Origin of the sequence: Bradyrhizobium sp. BR2003, assembly GCF_009720285.1 — a bacterium.
Lineage (GTDB): Bacteria > Pseudomonadota > Alphaproteobacteria > Rhizobiales > Xanthobacteraceae > Bradyrhizobium > Bradyrhizobium elkanii.
This window is the reverse complement of the sequence record NZ_SMYJ01000015.1, coordinates 126,178-142,241: the sequence shown is the minus strand read 5'-3', so window position 1 is coordinate 142,241 and position 16,064 is coordinate 126,178. Positions and strand designations below refer to the sequence as shown.

13 protein-coding genes are annotated in these 16,064 nt (G+C 65.2%); 6 read left to right on the top strand and 7 right to left on the bottom strand.

Features of this window, described 5'->3' with window-relative positions; genetic code table 11:
• Nucleotides 1-19: 19 nt before the first annotated feature.
• The 4 genes from E2I15_RS10540 to E2I15_RS10525 form a co-directional block, all read right to left on the bottom strand.
• Nucleotides 20-2,206: a xanthine dehydrogenase family protein molybdopterin-binding subunit gene (locus E2I15_RS10540; RefSeq protein ID WP_137477113.1), complete on the bottom strand. Its 2,187-nt coding sequence runs from the start codon at nt 2,204-2,206 to the stop codon at nt 20-22.
• Between the two features lie 10 nt (nt 2,207-2,216).
• The gene (locus E2I15_RS10535; protein ID WP_137477112.1) at nt 2,217-2,666 is read right to left on the bottom strand and encodes a (2Fe-2S)-binding protein; all 450 of its coding nucleotides are present in this window, start codon (nt 2,664-2,666) and stop codon (nt 2,217-2,219) included.
• A gap of 153 nt (nt 2,667-2,819) precedes the next feature.
• Nucleotides 2,820-4,217: an MFS transporter gene (locus E2I15_RS10530; protein ID WP_137477111.1), complete on the bottom strand. Its 1,398-nt coding sequence runs from the start codon at nt 4,215-4,217 to the stop codon at nt 2,820-2,822.
• Nucleotides 4,218-4,317: 100 nt separating this feature from the next.
• Entirely contained in the window at nt 4,318-4,941 is a 624-nt protein-coding gene (locus E2I15_RS10525; RefSeq protein WP_137477110.1) for a TetR/AcrR family transcriptional regulator, read from the bottom strand.
• Nucleotides 4,942-5,017: 76 nt separating this feature from the next.
• Here E2I15_RS10525 and E2I15_RS10520 point away from each other — a divergent pair, with 76 nt between their 5' ends.
• The 4 genes from E2I15_RS10520 (at nt 5,018) to E2I15_RS10505 (ending at nt 9,682) form a co-directional block, all read left to right on the top strand.
• Complete coding sequence (locus E2I15_RS10520; protein WP_137477109.1) at nt 5,018-5,380, top strand: darcynin family protein; 363 nt, start codon at nt 5,018-5,020, stop codon at nt 5,378-5,380.
• A gap of 379 nt (nt 5,381-5,759) precedes the next feature.
• Nucleotides 5,760-7,502, top strand: coding sequence for an ABC transporter permease (locus tag E2I15_RS10515; RefSeq protein ID WP_137477108.1), 1,743 nt, complete (start codon nt 5,760-5,762; stop codon nt 7,500-7,502).
• Nucleotides 7,503-7,525: 23 nt separating this feature from the next.
• On the top strand, nt 7,526-8,551 hold the full coding sequence (locus tag E2I15_RS10510) for an ABC transporter substrate-binding protein (RefSeq protein ID WP_246667936.1): 1,026 nt from the start codon (nt 7,526-7,528) through the stop codon (nt 8,549-8,551).
• A gap of 27 nt (nt 8,552-8,578) precedes the next feature.
• Entirely contained in the window at nt 8,579-9,682 is a 1,104-nt protein-coding gene (locus tag E2I15_RS10505; protein ID WP_137477107.1) for an ABC transporter ATP-binding protein, read from the top strand.
• 62 nt (nt 9,683-9,744) lie between these two features.
• On the opposite strand, the gene E2I15_RS10500 is transcribed toward E2I15_RS10505, so the two are convergent.
• Complete coding sequence (locus E2I15_RS10500; protein ID WP_137477106.1) at nt 9,745-10,533, bottom strand: IclR family transcriptional regulator; 789 nt, start codon at nt 10,531-10,533, stop codon at nt 9,745-9,747.
• Nucleotides 10,534-10,656: 123 nt separating this feature from the next.
• Here E2I15_RS10500 and E2I15_RS10495 point away from each other — a divergent pair, with 123 nt between their 5' ends.
• Nucleotides 10,657-12,477: a flavin-containing monooxygenase gene (locus tag E2I15_RS10495; protein WP_137477105.1), complete on the top strand. Its 1,821-nt coding sequence runs from the start codon at nt 10,657-10,659 to the stop codon at nt 12,475-12,477.
• A gap of 49 nt (nt 12,478-12,526) precedes the next feature.
• Complete coding sequence (locus E2I15_RS10490) at nt 12,527-14,470, top strand: alkyl/aryl-sulfatase (protein ID WP_137477104.1); 1,944 nt, start codon at nt 12,527-12,529, stop codon at nt 14,468-14,470.
• A gap of 139 nt (nt 14,471-14,609) precedes the next feature.
• On the opposite strand, the gene E2I15_RS10485 is transcribed toward E2I15_RS10490, so the two are convergent.
• On the bottom strand, nt 14,610-15,314 hold the full coding sequence (locus E2I15_RS10485) for an ABC transporter ATP-binding protein (protein WP_210241865.1): 705 nt from the start codon (nt 15,312-15,314) through the stop codon (nt 14,610-14,612).
• Nucleotides 15,307-16,056, bottom strand: a complete 750-nt coding sequence (locus tag E2I15_RS10480) for an ABC transporter ATP-binding protein (protein WP_155262311.1) — start codon at nt 16,054-16,056, stop codon at nt 15,307-15,309. Before E2I15_RS10480 ends, E2I15_RS10485 begins: the two co-directional genes overlap by 8 nt.
• Nucleotides 16,057-16,064: the final 8 nt, after the last annotated feature.

Sequence of the window (16,064 nt, the reverse complement as noted above, 5' to 3'; positions counted from 1 at the left end):
GCCGCCGCTTCGGGTTTGATCAGGCGAAGCTGATGTTCTGGTTGCGCAGCGGGAAGCTGCGGATGCGCTTGCCCGTCGCCGCGAAATAGGCGTTCAGCACCGCCGGCGCCGCAACGCCGATGGTCGGCTCGCCGACGCCGCCCCAGAACCCGCCGCTCGGCACCATCACCGCTTCCACCTTCGGCATCTCGTTGATGCGCATCGAGTTGTAGGTGTCGAAATTGGTCTGCTCGATGCGGCCGTCCTTCACCGTGCAGCCGCCGTAGAACAGCGCGCTGAGGCCGTAGACGAAGGAGCCCGCGATCTGCCGTTCCACCTGCGCCGGATTGACGACATAGCCGGGGTCGGTGGAGGCGACGATGCGATGCACCTTGATCTTGCTGCCGTCGGTGACCGAGATCTCGGCGGCGCCGGCAACATAGCTGCCATAGCCCATCACCTGCGCGATGCCGCGATAGACGCCCTGCGGCGCCGGCGTGCCCCAGCCGATCTTCTCGGCCACGGCATTGAGCACGGCGAGATGCTTGGGGTGCTTGCCCATCAGCTTGCGGCGGAATTCGAGCGGGTCCTGGCCGACGGATAGCGCCAACTCGTCCATGAAGCATTCCATGTAGATCGCGTTGTGATTGACGTTGACGCCGCGCCAGAAGCCCGGCGGGACGTGCGGGTTGCGCATCGAATGCTCGACCAGAAGGTTCGGTACCGAGTAGCCGATCGCGGCTTCGCCGGCCTGCGCGACGCCCTGGAACGCGGCGGGGTCCATGCCGTTCTGCAATGCTTCCGGGCGCACCGAGAACAGGATGGATTGGCCCGACAGCCGGTAATGCAGCGCGACCAGGTTGTTGTCGGCATCGAATGCGCCGGTCAGCTTGCACTGCGTGATCGGGTGATACTTGCCGTGCTGCATGTCCTCCTCGCGCGACCACAACAGCTTGATCGGCGTGCCCGGCATCTGCTTGGCGATCGCCACCGCCTGCCGCACATAGTCGGTCATGCCGCGCCGGCCGAAGCCGCCGCCAAGCATCAGCTTATGCACGTCGACCTTCTCCGCCGGCAGGCCGGAGGCCTCGAGCGCCGCGGCGAAGGCCGCCTCGCCATTCTGCGTGCCGCACCACACCTCGCATTTGTCAGGCGTGTAGAGCACGGTGGCGTTCATCGGCTCCATCGTGGCGTGGTTCTGATAGGGATAGCTGTAGACCGCCTCGACCTTCTTGGCAGCAGCAGCGATCGCCGCCTTGGCATCGCCGTTCTGGTTGCCGATGTAGGCCGGCTGCGCATTGTCGAGACCTTCGGCGAGCCATGTCGCGATCGTCTCGCTGGAGACCTTGGCGTTGGGGCCTTCGTCCCAGACGATCGGCAGCGCATCCAGCGCGGTCTTGGCGTGCCACCAGGTGTCGGCGACGACGGCAACGGCGCTGTCGCCGACCTGCATCACCTGCTTGACGCCCTTCATGCCGGCGATCTTGGCTTCATCAAAGCTCTTCACCTTGCCGCCGAACACCGGGCAGTCCTTGATCGCGGCGTTCAGCATGCCCGGCAGCTTGACGTCGATGCCGTAGATCATCTTGCCGGTGGTCTTGTCGACGGTATCGAGCCGCTTCAGGCCCTTGCCGGCGATGGTCCAGTCCTTCGGGTCCTTCAGCTTGACGTCGGCGGGCGGCTCGAGCTTGGCCGCGGCTTCCGCGACCTTGCCGTAGGTCGTCGTCTTGCCCAAGGCCGTGTGGGTGATGACGCCGTTGGAGACCTTGCACTCCGAGGCCGGCACCTTCCACTCGTTGGCCGCCGCCTGGATCAGCATCACGCGCGCGGTGGCGCCGCCCTTGCGGACATAGTCCTGCGAGGTGCGGATGCCGCGGCTGCCGCCGGTCGAGAAATCGCCCCAGGCCCGCTTGCGGGCGACGCTCTGGCCGGGCGTCGGATATTCGGTGGTGACCTTCGACCAGTCGCATTCCAGCTCTTCGGCGACGAGCTGGGCGAGGCCGGTGAGCGTGCCCTGGCCCATCTCGGAGCGGGCGATGCGGATCACCACGGTGTCGTCGGGCCGGATCACGACCCAGGCATTGACCTCGGGCGCGCCGTCGGCCGCGCGCACGACGGCGGGGCCGCCGAACGGCAGATCGAGGCCGAGTGCAAGGCCGGCGCCGGCGGTTGCGGTGCCGATCACGAAGGCGCGGCGATTGAGCTTTGGCATGACGTGCTGGTTCATCGCTGCGTCCTTATGCGTTCGCGGCAGCATGGATCGCCTCGCGCACCTGCTGGAAGGTGCCGCAGCGGCAGATATTGGTGATGGCGTCGTTGATGTCGTCGTCGGTCGGTTTCGGATTGTCCTTCAAGAGCGCCGCGACGGCCATGATCATGCCGCTCTGGCAATAGCCGCATTGCGGCACGTCGCTGGCGATCCAGGCGAGCTGCACCTTGTGCATCACGCCGCCCGCCGCGAGACCCTCGATCGTGGTGATCTCCTTGCCGGCCGCCTCGCTCACCGTCACGCCGCAGGAGCGCATCGCGACGCCGTCGACATGCACGGTGCAGGCGCCGCATTGGGCGATCCCGCAGCCGTATTTGGTCCCTGTCAGTCCGACGTTCTCTCTGATAGCCCACAACAGTGGCGTGTCGTCCTCGACGTCTACTGTGATTGTCTTGCCGTTGATTTTGAGGTTTGCCATCGCGATCCCCTGAATGGTCCGATCCTCCGACCGGACTGCGGGGCGATGTTGGCCTTGAAACTGGAACGGTTCAAATCAAGAAAATGCGCTCGCAGCGCGAAAGAAAGTTGATGCTGTGGTGTTTGGCCGCGGACTGTGCGCGCCGCATACCTGTCATGACTTTTGCGGCGAAGCGACCGCGAGGCGCAGGAAGCTCATGACGCCGCCGAGCGCGGCAAATCCGGCACCCAGCGCCAGCGCCACGGTCGCGCCCTCACGATCGGCCAACGCGAAGCAGAGCGCGGCGAGGGCGGCGCCGATGGTCTGCCCGGTCAGCCGCGCGGTCGCGACGATGCCGCTCGCGCTGCCGCTGCGATGCGACGGCGCGCTCGACATGATCGCCTTCATGTTCGGGGTCTGGAAGAAGCCGAAGCCGATGCCGCAGATCATCGTGCGCCAGACGATGTTGGCGACGCTGGGCTCGGCCGGCAGGGTCGCGAGCAGCACCATGCCAAGTCCGAGCAGCAGCATGCCGATGCCGCCGAGGATGCCGGCCGGATAGCGATCCGACAGCCGGCCGCCGATCGGCGCCATGAAGGCGACCACCAGCGGCCAGGGCGTCATGAAGAAGCCGGTCTCGACTTGCGAGCGGTGCAATATGTCCTCGAAGTAGAACGGCAGCGATACGAAGGCGAGGCCCTGCACAGCGAATGAGCAGACGGCGGTCGCGGCCGACAGTGCGAAGATCGGCCGCCGGAACAGGTCGATCGGCAGCATCGGCGCCGGATGATCGGCATGCCGCCGGGTCAGGATCCAGCCGATCACCAGCGCGCCGACCAGCTCGGCGATGACGAGCGCCGGCGCAGCCTTGTGCGCGGCGCTGCCGATGCCGATGATGAAGAGGCCGAGACAGGCGCAGGCCAGCGCCGCGCCGGTGAAATCGAAAGCGTGGGTGGCGCGCGGCGTCGTCGGCAGCGTCTTCATGCCGATCAGTAACGCGACGATGCCGAAGGGAATGTTGACGGCGAACAGCCAGGGCCATGGTCCGAGCGCGAGGATTCCGGAGGCGATGGTCGGCCCCAGCGTAAAGGCGGTCGCGACCACCAGCGCATTGTGGCCGAAGCCGCGGCCGTGCATCCGGCTCGGATAGACGAAGCGCACCAGCGCGGTGTTGACGCTCATCAGGCCGCTGGCGCCGAGCCCTTGCAGGGTGCGCGCAATCAGCAGGCTCGGCAGCGACCACGCCAGCGCACAGCCGAGTGACGCCAATGTGAACAGCAGCAGGCCGCCGAGATAGATTCGCTGATGGCCGACGATCTCGCCGAGCGCGCCGAGCGGCAGCAGCGTCGCGACCAGCGCGATCTGATAGACGTTGACGACCCAGACCACTTCCGCAGGGCTGACATGCAGATCGCTCGCGATCGCCGGCAGCGCGATATTGGCGATCGCGGTATCGAGCGAGGCCATCGCCAGCGCCGTTAAGATCGCGGCCACCGCCCAGCGCCGGCGTTCCCAAGTCAGTCCATCGGTGATCGGCGCTGCTGCCGCGGTGGTCGGGGTCTTCTCGAGCATGCCTGAAAATGTCTCCGGGACCGCCATGTACTACGCCGGCATCCCGTTCCCCAGCCGCGGCATTGCATGATGCGTATGCGAAGCGGCCTAGCCGGAAGTGTCAAAAGTCCCGCCGCGGACCGAACAGATATCCTTCGATGGCGCGCAGCACCCGGCGGCTGGCCGCAACCTGCGAGAGGCCGTTTTGAAGCGCGTGGTCGACCATGGCGCGGCTGATCACGATCAAATCCTCGACGGCGTCATCGCCGACCGGCCTTGCTATCTCACGACGATGCCGGGCCAGCAGGGCGGCGATCAGTTCCTTCAATTCGCCGGCCGCTGACGCGCCCGATGACGCCGGGCGCAGCCGATCCTCCTCGGCCTCCAGAATGCGATTGAGCCCGGCCCGCTCAGCATGTGCCTCGAACTGGGCCCGAACGATCAGGTTGAGCGACGCCGTCAGGCTCTTGCCCTCGGATGCCGCGACCGCATCCCTGACTTTCGCCAGCAACGCGTCCTCGAACCTGCCGATCAATGCCAGCGTCAGCGCGTCCTTGTTGGGGAAGTACTGGTACACCGATCCGACGCTGATCCCGCCGCGCTCGGCCACCGCATTGGTGTTGTAGCCCTCAAGCCCGCGCGCCTCCAAAACGCGAGCCGCCGCTTCCAGAATCACCGCCACGGTTTCCCGCGAACGCTGCTGAAGCGGCTGTTTCCGGGCCTTTGTACGCCGCTTCGCCGGCATGAGGGCATCTCCCAAAACGCGAGTTGTGGAATATGAGCAATTGCTCACATTATGGCCGTGAAAGGAGAACCGATCAATGGTGACACTGCAAACGACCTCGTCCCCCGTGCTTCCTGAACACGAGGGCGATCCGCACAGGTTTCATATCTTCGTCATGGTCAAGACCACGCGGCACTGGCTCGATCTGAAGACCGAGCAGCGCCTCGCCTTCCTGCATGAGGAGGTCATTCCCTTGCTCCGGCGCCGTCCGGAGCTGAAGGTGCGCTGGTTTGAGCCGGAGGCCTTCTCGACCAGGGCGACCGACGTCATGATCTGCGAGACCGATGACCTCTCGGCCTGGGCGTGGTTCTGCGACCATCTGCGGGAGACGAGGTTCTGGGACCACTATTTCGAAGTGCTCGACATCATGCCGGCGCTCGAAGGCAATTACCTTGCCTAGAATGCCGAAGCCGGCCCGGACTGTTCCGGGCCGGCGTCCCGAACCACATATTCGGCGTCGTCCATGCGAAAGCAGGGACCCATAACCACAAATGCCGATTGTTGAACGATGCTGGGACGACGAGTCCCGTTCTCTACACCCGCTGCGGCGCATAGGTCCCTGCTTTCGCAGGGACGACGCTCAGATTGTGGCCCGCGAGCGCGATCAATCCGAATTCATGTTCCCGCGGTGCGTCACAGAAACGCGCTGAAGCGACTTTCGGATAGCTTGCGTCACAGTCGCGATCGACTAACCTTGGTATACAAGCAGGCTCGGCGTCAGATCGGGCCGCAAGAGGGAACGCGCATTGCACGGACAGGCCGACCGGCGCAGCGAAGCCATGCGAAGCGCCAGCGAGGGAACTCGCCGCCGCGCGTTCACCGGCCTCTGGGTCGCGGCATTGCTGGCGATCCTGACCTTCCTGGTCATCTATCCCGTCTTCATGCTGCTGCTCGGCGCGCTCACCGACACCAATCCGGTGGTCGACGGCATCGGTCTCAGCCTGAGCCATTTGTCGATCGCCAATTTCCTCGCCGTGCTGGCCAATCCGAATGTCGCCGAAGCGCTGCTCAACACGCTGATTGCCTGCGGCGGCGGCACGGCGATCGCGGTCGCGATCGGGCTCCTGTTTTCCTGGATCGTGGTGCGCACCAACACGCCGTTCAAGGGCTTCATCGCCGCGGCCAGCATCCTGCCGCTGTTCGCGCCGCCGCTGGTCGCGGGCGTGGCCTGGGCCATCCTCGGTTCGCCGAAGACCGGCTTGATCAACACGATGTTCAAGTGGATGGGCTCCGACCTGCGCGTCGATCTTTATTCGATGTGGGGCCTGGTGTTCGTGTTCGGCATCTACTACGCGCCCTATGTCTACATGTTCACCTCGTCGGCGCTGCGCAACATGGACCCGAGCCTGGAGGAGGCCGCGGAAATCTCCGGCGCGAGCCCGGTCGCGACCCTGTTCACGGTGACGTTCCCGCTGATCATGCCGGCAATCGTCTCGGGCATGCTGCTGTCGTTCATCGTGATGCTCGGCATCTACGGTATCCCGGCCGTGCTCGGGGCGCCGACCAACCTGAACGTGCTCACCACCTACATCTTCAAGCTCACCAACTGGTCGCCGCCGCTCTACAACACCGCGGCGGCGGTCGCGATCATCCTGATGGTGGTCACCGGGCTCCTGGTCTATCTGCAGCAGAAATTGCTGAGCGGACGCAGCTATACCACCGTCGCGGGCAAGGCGTTCCGGCCGCGCAGCCTCGATCTCGGCCCATGGCGCTGGCTTACCTTCGCGATCGGCATCGTCTACCTCCTCATCGTCGTGGTGCTGCCGTCGCTGGCGCTGATCGTCGCGGCGTTCCGCAAGTTCATGTTCATCCGCGACGTCGCGAGCCTGTTCGACATGCGGCAATACTCGCTGACGCATTTCGAGAGCATCTTCGACAATCCGTTGACGATGCGGTCGATCTACAATGCGGTCGAGGTCGGCGTCATCACGGCTGTGGTCGGCGGCGCGCTCGCCTTTGCGATCGGCTACACCATCCATCGCACCCGCGTCAGCGGGCGCGGCGCCATCGACCTGATCTCGACCCTGCCGGTCGCGATCCCCGGACTGGTGGTCGGCGTCGCCTATCTCTGGGCCTGGATCGGCGTGCCGGGCGGGCTCTACGGCACGATCTGGATTCTCGCGCTGGCCTTCATTGCGCGCTTCATGCCGGACACCGTGAAGGCGCTGTCGACCTCGTTCCTGCAAATCCACCGCGAGCTCGAGGAGGCGGCCTGGGTCTGCGGCAAGGGCGTGCTCGGCACCATCAGGACCATCGTGCTGCCGCTGGCGCGGCCGGGCGTGCTGGCGTCGATGACGCTGCTGTTCGTGCTGGCGATCCGCGAGCTCGGCTCGTCGCTGTTTCTCTACACCAGCAACACCATGGTGATGTCGGTGCTGCTGCTCGACTATTACGAAGGCGGCAATATCGGCAAGACCGCGGCCTTTAGCCTAGTGCAGACGGTGCTGCTCGGTGTCCTGATCGGGGGCGCCAACTGGCTGTCGCGTGGATCAGCGCAGGGCAACGTGGCGCGGACCGGATAACAACGAATAAGCGGAGGATTGCGATGGATAGACGAACCTTCACCACACTGGCCTTGGCAAGCGTGGCGGCGCTTGCATTGGCGCCTGCGGCACAGGCGCAGGAGTTCGGCTCGGCAGAGTTGATCGCGGCGGCCAAGTCCGAAGGCAAGCTCGTCTTTTACACCGCGAACTTCGCCGAGATCGAGCAGCAGGTGATCAAGGCCTTCAACAAGCGCTTTCCCGAGATCAAGGTCGAGATGGTCCGCGCGCCCGGCGGCCAGCTGATTACCCGCGTCAAGACGGAGGCTGCGGCCGGCAAGCTGATCGCCGATGTCGTCGACCATTCCGACCGCGCGCTGATGCAGCCGCTGGAAGACCTGTTCCAGGATTACGCGCCGCCGAACGCGGCCGATTACGATCCGCATGCGCTGATCTCGCCGAAATACTGGCCGCGCGCGACGATCGCCTGGTCGATCGCCTACAACACCGAGTTGGTGAAGGATCCGCCGAAATCCTGGATGGATCTGACCAAGCCGCAATATGATAAGTTGATCGGGCAGGTGTTCGCGCAGTCCGGCGGCACCACCTGGACGCGGATCATGTTCGAGCGCCAGGTGCTCGGCGAAGACTACTGGGCCAGGCAGGCCGCGACCCATCCGGTGCTGTATCCCTCCGGCGCGCCGACCGCCGATGCGCTGGTGCGCGGCGAGATCGCGATCGCGCCGCTGCTCTACAACGTGATCTACCAAAAGAAGAAGGACGGTGCGCCGATCGAGATCTTCTTTCCGCCTGAAGGTGCTCCGGTCAACCCCTACGCGACCGGGATTCCGAAGACGGCGGCTCACCCCAACGCAGCAAAGCTGTTCCTGAACTGGTGCCTGTCCAGGGAAGGACAGACCTTCATGATCAAGGAGCTCGGCAATCTCACATCCCTGAAGGCGCCGCCGGCATACCCGGAGGGGTTCGATCCAAAGGTGGTCAAGCTCTGGTATCCGAAGTTCGACGAGTATGTGAAGCTGCATGCGGCGTGGGTCGCGGACTGGGACAAGACGTTTGGCTACCGGCAATAGGCTGATGGATAGGCTGATGGTGCGACGATGACGGCGACGCTCGAAGTCACCGATCTCAGGAAGCAGTTTTCGATCGGCCGCCCGGCCATCGACGGCGTCAGCTTTGGCGTGCCGGCCGGCGAGATCGTGGTGCTGCTGGGGCCGTCCGGCTGTGGCAAGACCACGACGCTGCGCTGCGTCGCCGGGCTCGAGCATCCGACGGGTGGCGAGATCAGCATTTCAGGGCGCGTGGTCTCGTCGCCGGCAAGCGGCATCCTCGTGCCGCCGCGTTCGCGCGATCTCGGCATGGTGTTCCAGTCCTATGCGGTGTGGCCGCATATGACGGTGCGGCAGAACGTGATCTATCCGCTGAAGCACCGCAAGATCGGGCGCATCGATGCCGCCCGCATGGTCGAGGAGGCGCTGGCGCTGGTCGGACTGTCCGACTATACCGACCGGCCGGTGGTGGCGTTGTCGGGCGGCCAGATGCAGCGCGTCGCGCTGGCGCGCAGCATGGTGTACCGGCCGCAGCTCCTGCTGCTCGACGAGCCGCTGTCGAACCTCGATGCCAAACTGCGCCTGCGGCTGCGCGACGACCTTCGCGTCATCCTCAAGCAGACCGGCATGACCGCGCTCTACGTCACCCACGACCAGGCCGAGGCGGTCGTGCTGGGCGACCGGATCGGCGTGATGCGCGACGGCAAGCTGTTGCAGATGGACACGCCCGACGTGATCTACAATCGTCCGGCCGATCTGTTCGTCGCCAATTTCACCGGCGCCACCAACGAGCTCGCGGGCACGCTCGTCACATGCAACGGCCGCTATGGCGTGGTCGATTTCGGCGACGGCCGGCAAGGCGAGGTGGCCTTGTGCCAGACGCTTAATCCCGACGAGAAAGTGCGGATTGCGCTGCGGCCCGAGAACATCGCGATCGGACGGCCGGACGGCGCCAATACGTTCTCGGCCAAGGTGCTCGACCGCAGATATCAGGGCACCCAGACCGCCTACAGCATCGAGCTGTTCGGCAAACGGCTGGAAGCAGTCGAACTCGGCACCGCCGCGCGGCATCAGGTCGGTGTCGAGGCACAGGTCGCTTTGCCGCGCGAATGCCTGTGGGCCTACCGCGACAGCGGCCCGGCATCGCATGACTAGCGTGACCGCGGCCGTCGTCGGTTCGCAATGAGGTGATGCAGCCCGTGCCGACGGTTCGCCCGTTAGCCTTCCTCCACCAGCGCACGGATGCTGCGGGCGAGTCCGAGGATGCGCGGGCCGCATTCGCGCTCGATCTGCTCGGCGCTGAAGCGGAAGGAGGGGACGCCGCAATTGACCGACAGGCATTCACCGCTCGGCGTGCGATAGAGTGGCGCGGCGACGCCGAAGATCTCGCGCCGCCATTCGCCGAGCGAGACGGCAAAGCCGCGCTCGCGGCACAATTCGATGTCGGGCAAGGTGCGCTTCTGCACGTAATCGAACTCGTCGGGGCGCTCGGCCTTGACGCGCGCGACATAGGCGCTGAGCTCGTCCTCGGTGAACAGCGACAGCAGCGCGCGCCCGACCGCGGTCGGCGCCAGCGTGCTGACAAAGCCGACGTCGGGCACATGCGGCGCCGTATCCGTCGTGCGCAGCGTCTCGACATAGATGAAGTCGATGCCGAACGGCATCGCGATCGACACCGTGCCGCCGGCATAGGTCGCGAAGTCGCGCATCAGCGGACGCGCGAGTTGGCGTACCTTCAGCGAAGACAGCACGGGGTAGGCGGCGGCGAGCGCGCCCAGCCCAAGCACGAAACGGCCCTTGGTGTCGCGCCTGAGATAGCCGAGCTGCTCGAGTGTGTAGGTCAGCCGCGACACCGTCGGCCGCGACAGGCCGGTATGCAACGCGAGTTCGGCGTTCGACAACGAGCCGGGATGACGGCGAAACGCGGCCAGCACGTCGAGCCCATGGGCCAGGGTGGTGGCGAAGGACGGATCCGCCTGAACCTCGGCAGGGGAAGATGCTGTCATAGGGAATATTGGTCTCAGGGGGCCGGATTTGTCAATATATCGGAATGAATTTGCAAATCGTGTCGATATCGGTTTATCTACGGGGAATAAGGACAAGGAACCGGTGGAGTGAGGCGCCTTCCGATGACGATGACCGAGCAAGACCGAGACGCAAAACCATCCGTGATCGACAAGGAGCGGCTGCGCCTGAAATATCAGGAGGAGCGCAACAAGCGGCTGCGTCCCGACGGCAATGACCAGTATCTCCAGATCAAGGGCCAGCTCGCGCATTATCTCGACGATCCCTACACGCCGGTCGTCGAGCGCGCGCCGAAGACCGATCACGTTACCTTCGCCTTCATCGGCGGCGGCTTTGCCGGGCTCGCCACCGCGGCGCGGCTGACCGAGGCCGGGATTAAGGATGTCCGCATTGTCGAGAAGGGCGGCGATTTCGGCGGCACATGGTACTGGAACCGGTATCCCGGCGCGCAGTGCGACACGGCGTCGATGGTCTACATGCCGCTGCTCGAAGAGACCGGCCACATGCCGTCGGAGAAATACGCGCATGCGCCCGAGATCCTCGCGCACTGCCAGCGGATCGGCCGGCAGTTCAATCTCTACGACAATGCGCTGTTCCACACCGAGGTGACGAGCCTCGATTGGGACGCGGCGCAATCGCGCTGGATCATCCGCACCACGCGGGGCGACGCCTTCACCGCGCAATATGTCGGCATCGGCACCGGCCCGCTGCACGTGCCGAAGCTGCCCGGCATTCCCGGCATCGAGCGCTTCAAAGGCCACTCGTTCCACACCAGCCGCTGGGATTACGACTACACCGGCGGCGATCCCAAGGGCGCGCTGATGGAGAGGCTTGCCGACAAGCGCGTCGGCATCATCGGCACCGGCGCGACCTCGGTGCAATGCATTCCGCACCTCGCACGCGCCTGCAAGGAGCTCTACGTATTCCAGCGCACGCCATCGTCGGTCGATGTGCGCGGCAATGGCCCGATCGATCCGGGCTGGTTCGCCGAGATCGCGACGCCGGGCTGGCAACAGCGCTGGCTGGAGAATTTCACCGCCAACCAGGCCGGCGGATCGGCCGACGAAGACTTGGTGCAGGACGGCTGGACCGATCTGTCGAAGCGGATCCGCGCCAAGATCATGCTGCTGCCGCGCGAGCAGCGGAGCGTGGAAAACATGCGGGCGGCGTTCGAGGATTCCGACTTCGAGAAGATGGAGGAAATCCGCAACCGGATCGACACCATCGTCCGCGATGCCGACACCGCCAAGAATCTCAAGGCCTGGTACGGCCAGCTCTGCAAGCGGCCGTGCTTCCACGACGCCTATCTTCAGGCGTTCAACACCCCTGGCACCCATCTGGTCGATACCGACGGCAAGGGCGTCGAGGAGATCACCGAGAACGGGATCGTCGTCGCGGGCAAGGAATATCAGCTCGATTGCATCATCTATGCGTCGGGATTCGAGGTCGGTACCGAGTACAAGCGCCGCGCGGGCTTCGATCTCACCGGCCGCGATGGCGTCAAGCTCTCGGAACATTGGGCCGAGGGCATGCGCACCAAGCACGGCATCCACGTGCACGGCTTCCCCAACGTGTTCTTCGTGCAGCCGACCCAGGGCGCCAATCTGATCTCCAATGTGCCGCACAATCTGACCGAAGCGGCGCGGACCATCGCGCTGATGGTCGGCCACGCGCAGGACAACGGCTTCAAGGAAATCGAAGTCAGCAAGGAAGCCGAGGATCGCTGGGTCGAACTGCTGCTGACCGGCGTCGGCCGGATGATCGGCGGCCCGAATTGCACGCCCGGCTACTACAACAATGAGGGCCGTGAGCCCGGTCCCGCGGCCAAGCTCAATGTCGGCCATCCCTCGGGCGCGCTGGCCTACTTCAAATATATCGACAACTGGCGCCGCAGCGGCCAGTTCGAGGGCGTGCAATTCCGCTGAGGAAGGCGCGATCGGAACGGATGTTCGCCAAACGAGGAGTGCTTGAGTAATGACCCAGCCAACCGCAGGTGAAGCGTCGCACGAAGGTCCGAAGGCGGCATCCGCGCCGGTCATCGAGCAGCACGAGGCGACGCTGAAGGCGCTGCCGTTCGCCGACACCAGAGATTTCGAGGACGCCGCGCGCGGCTTCCTCGGCACCATCGAGAACGCACGCGTCACCTCGGCCCAGGGCAGGGTGGTCTGGAGCCTCGAGCCCTACGGATTCCTGTCGGAGGAGAAAGCGCCCGCGACCGTTGATCCGAGCCTGTGGCGGCAGTCGCGGCTCAACATGCATCACGGCCTGTTCGAGGTGGTGCCGGGCGTCTACCAGGTGCGCGGGCTCGACATCGCCAACATGACGCTGATCGAGGGCGACAAGGGCGTCATCGTGGTCGACACGCTGACCTCGATCGAGGGCGCGCGCGCCGCGATGGAATTGTACTTCCGGCATCGCGGCAAGCGGCCGGTCGCCGCCGTGATCTTCACGCATACCCACACCGACCATTGGGGCGGCGCGCGCGGCGTGCTCGACGACGCCATGCTGGCGGCGGGCGTACCGATCATCGCGCCGAACTTCTTCATGGAGCACGCGGTCTCCGAGAACATCATCGCGGGGCCGGCGATGCTGCGCCGGGCGCAATACCAGTTCGGGCCATTCCTCGCCAAGGGCGTGCGCGGCCATGTCGACTGTGGCCTCGGCAAGACCATGGCGGCGGGCGGCGTGGCGCTGCTGCGGCCGACCGACCTGATCATCGCGACCGGCGACAGGCGCGTGATCGACGGCGTCGAGTTCGAATTTCACATGGCGCCGAACAGCGAGGCGCCGGCGGAGATGCATTTCTTCATCCCGCGCTACAAGCTGTTGAACCTCGCGGAGAACTGCACCCACAATTTCCACAATCTGCTGCCGTTCCGCGGCGCCGATGTGCGCGATGCGCTGGCCTGGTCGAAATATCTCGGCGAGGCGCTGCAGATGTGGGGCGGCAAGGCGGAAGCGATGTGCGGCCAGCATCACTGGCCGGTGTGGGGACAGGCGCGGATTGACACCATGATCCGCGAGCAGCGCGACCTCTACAAATACGCGCATGACCAGACCATCCGTCTGATGAACCACGGGCTCAACGCGGCCGAGATCGCCGAGACGATCCGACTGCCACAGAGTCTGGAGGGCGCCTGGCACGGCCGCGGCTATTACGGCCATATCAGGCACAATGTGAAGGCGATCTACCAGAAATATCTCGGCTGGTATGACGCCAATCCGGTCAACCTCGATCCGCTGCCGCCGGTCGAGGCCGGCAAGAAGTATGTCGAGTATATGGGCGGCGCCGACGCGATCCTGAAACGCGCTGCGGCGGATTTTGCCAGGGGCGAATTCCGGTTCGTCGCGCAGGCCGTCAGTCATCTCGTGTTCACCGAGCCTGATAATCAGGCCGCGCGTTCGCTCCTCGCCGATACGTTCGAGCAGCTCGGCTACGCCGCGGAAAGCTCGACCTGGCGCAACGCCTATCTGTTCGGCGCGCAGGAACTGCGGCAGGGCATGCCGAAGACGCCGCCGCGCTCGGCGATGCCGCGCGAGACGCTGGCTGCGCTGCGCACCGAGCAGCTTTGGGACGTACTCGGCATCCGCCTCAACGGTCCCAAAGCCGAAGGCAAGCGCATCGTGCTGAACTGGAGTTTTACCGACACCGGGGAGACCTTCGTGCTCAATCTCGAGAATTCCGCCCTGACCTACGTTGGGGGTGCGCAGGCGGCCGATGCGCAGGCGAGCTTCACGCTGGCGCGCAGCGTGCTCGACGAGGTCATCGCCAAGCTGACCACGTTCCCGGACGCCGTAGACGCCGGCAAGATCAAGGCATCAGGCGAGCCGCAGCGGCTCTATGAATTGATGGCGCTGATGGACGAATTCCCGCGTATGTTCGAGATCGTCGAGCCGAAGCGGACGGTGGTGACGTAGGGCCGCACATGCAGAACAACGACCGTCACCCTGAGCAGCCGCGTAGCGGTGTCTCGAAGGGTCGATGGCCCGGCTGGTGGCCGTGCATCCTTCGAGACGCGCTTCGCGCTCCTCAGCGACGGTTCGATAGTCGGGCCTCTCAAATCCCGAGATACGCCGCCTGCACCTGCTTGTTGCCCGCGAGCTCGGCGCTGGCGCCCTGCATGATCACGTTGCCGCTTTCCAGCACATAGGCGCGCTGCACCAGCGACAATGCGCGGCTGACATTCTGCTCGACCAAGAGGATCGCGGTGCCCATCCTGTGGATATCGCCGATCTTCTCGAAGGTCACGTCGGTCATCACCGGGGCGAGGCCGAGCGAGGGCTCGTCCAGCATCAGAAGGCGGGGCTTCAGCATCAGCCCGCGGCCGACCGCGACCATCTGCTGCTCGCCGCCGCTCATGGTGCCGGCGAACTGTTTCCTGCGGTCGGCGAGCCGCGGGAAGATGCTGTAGACGAGCTCCATCGTGCGCGCGCGATCCGCCTTGGCCTTCGGCGTGTAGGCGCCGATCTCGAGATTCTCCTGCACAGTCATTTCCGGGAACACCTGGCGGCCTTCCGGGACATGCGCGATGCCGAGCTCGGGAATCCGGTAGGGCGGCAGCGTGGCGAGGTCGACGCCGTCGAACGTGACCTTGCCGCCGAACAGCTTGACGAGGCCGGAGACGGCGCGCAGCGTCGTGCTCTTGCCGGCGCCATTGGCGCCTAGCAGGCCGACGGCTTCGCCTTCGCCGATGGAGATGCTGACATCGGTGATGGCAGGGACCGAGCCGTAGCTGGCGCTGACGCGGGAGAGCTCAAGCATGGGCGTCTCCCTGCGCCGGCGGATGCACATAGGAGCCGAGATAGGCGCGGATCACTTCCGGATTCTCCACGATCTCCTTCGGCGCGCCCTCGGCGATCTTCTGGCCGTGGTCGAGCACCACGATGTGGCGGGCCACCGCCATGATCGCGCGCATCACATGCTCCACGATCACGATGGTCAGGCCGCTGGCGGAGAGCTTCTTCACCAGCGCCACCGCCTGGTCGATCTCGGCCGGGTTGAGTCCGGCCATCACCTCGTCGAGCAGCAGGATCCTGGGCTGCGTTGCCAGCGCGCGGGCCATTTCCAGCCGGCGCTGGTCGATGGTGGTGAGGTCCTTGGCCGGCGTTTGCTCCTTGGCGCCGAGGCCGACGAACTCGATCGCCTCGCGCGCCTTGGCGCGCGCGGCCGCGATATGGCGGTCGCGCAGGAACGCGCCAGTCATCACATTGGCGAGCACGGTCATCGCGCCGAACGGCTTGGCCACCTGAAAGGTGCGGGCAAGGCCGAGCGCGCACACATCGTGCGGCCTGAGCCCCACGACCTCGTGGCCGAAGGCGAGCACTGAGCCGGAATCCGGCCGATGAAATCCGGTGATCAGATGAAAGCTCGTGGTCTTGCCGGCGCCGTTCGGCCCGATCAGCGCGACCGTCTCGTTCTCCTGCACCGTGAAGCTGACGTCCTGCACGGCGCGCAGGCCGCCGAAGCGCTTGCTGAGACCCTTGATGACCAGTGCTTCTGCCATCGCAACGA

Coding starts and splice junctions, on each gene's coding strand:
- E2I15_RS10510 (WP_246667936.1), top strand. CDS start 7,526: ATGGATAGACGAACCTTCACCACACTGGCCTTGGCAAGCGTGGCGGCG.
- E2I15_RS10480 (WP_155262311.1), bottom strand. CDS start 16,056: ATGGCAGAAGCACTGGTCATCAAGGGTCTCAGCAAGCGCTTCGGCGGC.
- E2I15_RS10525 (WP_137477110.1), bottom strand. CDS start 4,941: ATGCCGGCGAAGCGGCGTACAAAGGCCCGGAAACAGCCGCTTCAGCAG.
- E2I15_RS10495 (WP_137477105.1), top strand. CDS start 10,657: ATGACGATGACCGAGCAAGACCGAGACGCAAAACCATCCGTGATCGAC.
- E2I15_RS10535 (WP_137477112.1), bottom strand. CDS start 2,666: ATGGCAAACCTCAAAATCAACGGCAAGACAATCACAGTAGACGTCGAG.
- E2I15_RS10490 (WP_137477104.1), top strand. CDS start 12,527: ATGACCCAGCCAACCGCAGGTGAAGCGTCGCACGAAGGTCCGAAGGCG.
- E2I15_RS10485 (WP_210241865.1), bottom strand. CDS start 15,314: ATGCTTGAGCTCTCCCGCGTCAGCGCCAGCTACGGCTCGGTCCCTGCC.
- E2I15_RS10515 (WP_137477108.1), top strand. CDS start 5,760: ATGCGAAGCGCCAGCGAGGGAACTCGCCGCCGCGCGTTCACCGGCCTC.
- E2I15_RS10500 (WP_137477106.1), bottom strand. CDS start 10,533: ATGACAGCATCTTCCCCTGCCGAGGTTCAGGCGGATCCGTCCTTCGCC.
- E2I15_RS10530 (WP_137477111.1), bottom strand. CDS start 4,217: ATGCTCGAGAAGACCCCGACCACCGCGGCAGCAGCGCCGATCACCGAT.
- E2I15_RS10505 (WP_137477107.1), top strand. CDS start 8,579: ATGACGGCGACGCTCGAAGTCACCGATCTCAGGAAGCAGTTTTCGATC.
- E2I15_RS10540 (WP_137477113.1), bottom strand. CDS start 2,206: ATGAACCAGCACGTCATGCCAAAGCTCAATCGCCGCGCCTTCGTGATC.
- E2I15_RS10520 (WP_137477109.1), top strand. CDS start 5,018: ATGGTGACACTGCAAACGACCTCGTCCCCCGTGCTTCCTGAACACGAG.